This window comes from Ulvibacter sp. 2305UL32-6 (assembly GCF_058148545.1).
Window position 1 is genome coordinate 1 of record NZ_JBYVKA010000027.1, and the last position, 1,672, is coordinate 1,672.

Consider the following 1,672-nt stretch of genomic DNA (forward strand, 5'->3'; position numbering starts at 1 on the left):
TAACGTGTTTGTGTATGATTTCGTTGCGTGTTTCAGTAACTAAATTAGTAAACAAAAACGAACCAGAGGAAATTCCGAAGGAATTTCCAAGTAGGCTAGAACTAGCAATGAATTATACACATTGTTGTGCTTTCGTTATTTTTTATCGTAATTCTCTATTGCTAATAATAATTCATTTCCGAAAGTTACTTGTTCTTTATAGAAACTTGTCAAGTCTGCAGTAAATAAGAAACCTCTATATAAAAGAGACAATACAATATCATTTCCTTTATGCTCACAAAGTTCATTTGTGTAATTCCCAACAACTTCATTAAGTTTTTGATTTGGCCTTTTTTCAAGTTCAATCCATTCTGAAAAGAAGCCACTTTTGTGTAATTCTAAATCCAAATCATTTGCCCAAACTTGTAGACTTGTTTCTTCAAATATAACTTTATCTACTGCATTGTAATAATTGTAAATCAGTTCTTCAACTTTTGGATTGTCAAGATGTTGTAAATACCCAGAATTCTTTAAAGATTCAAATCCACTACGATTATAATTCAACGGTTGCTCAATAATCATAACAAATATAGCAGAGGTTATGGTTTTTTGGTCATTCCAGTTTTTATTTGAAATCAATTCTGTTGCATTAGCGCACAATTGTGATTGTTCAGTTCGTGTTTTAATCATAAGCTCACTAACTTTTAAATCACTTTCTACATTTTTAGCAATTTTATCTAAATAATTTTTGAGTGCGTTTTTTTCATTTTTGACTTGATTTTGATTATTTACTTGAAGCGCAATTAAAATACCAATAACGACCAAGATTATTTCTCCAATAGCATAAAGAAAATATTTGCTGAACTTATTTTCAGTTAGCATTTTTTGTCTAATTTTTCTAAAGAATTTTATCATACCTATGATATTAGATTAATATCAATTAAGTCTAGTAAACGCTTTATTTCTTCAGTAGTAGTATCTAAAAGTTCATTATGATTATCCATGTTTAAAATCATAATAAGTAGGTGAGCATAAATTTGTTGGTCACTATGAATGTTAATCTTTGAAATATCGGGCAAATGAGAATCGTGTTTCGTAAATTGTTTTGCAAATTGTCTGTTGGTTATTTTAGGGGTAATATAATCTACAAATTGACGCGTTTGCTCTTTAATACGTTCTTGGGTACTATTCACAAAATCTCTTTTGTAATATAGTGAAAGGCTTTTTCTTAACTCCATGTTAGTAATGAGATCAATATTTTCTGAAGCTATCATATTTTCAAAAGCAATATTATTAGGTTCAAAAACATTAAACTCACCCATTACAAACAGGTAATTTGTAATTAGAGGCAAATATTTTTCAGGATTAGAAGACTGTTCTAACACTATAAAGGTTGAGTCTATGTAAGAAGCTTTTTCAGCATTAAATTCTTTTACTTCTTTTATGCTTTCTAAATCATTGTTTAAGCTAATTCTAATTTGTTTTAAATAGACCTGCTCTTTGGATTTCAATATTCTTCTGGCATTCCAATCATTTACCTGAAGTGCTAAAAGAATACCAATCATCACTAAGATGATTTCTCCAATAGCATATTTAAAGTATTTAGCTGTTTTGTTTTCCATAAGTAAGTTTTGGCGAATTTTTCTAAAGAATTTAATCATTGGTTAGCGGTTTCTGGTAATGAAGCACAACG

General features: G+C 28.9%; 2 protein-coding genes. Both read right to left on the bottom strand.

What is annotated here, in order from left to right; genetic code table 11:
* Window positions 1–135 precede the first annotated feature (135 nt).
* Entirely contained in the window at window positions 136–894 is a 759-nt protein-coding gene (locus ACY2RU_RS17485; RefSeq protein ID WP_490139771.1) for a hypothetical protein, read from the bottom strand.
* A 2-nt stretch (window positions 895–896) separates the two neighbouring features.
* Window positions 897–1,601, bottom strand: coding sequence for a DUF6090 family protein (locus ACY2RU_RS17490; protein WP_490139772.1), 705 nt, complete (start codon window positions 1,599–1,601; stop codon window positions 897–899).
* Between the last annotated feature and the right edge of the window lie 71 nt (window positions 1,602–1,672).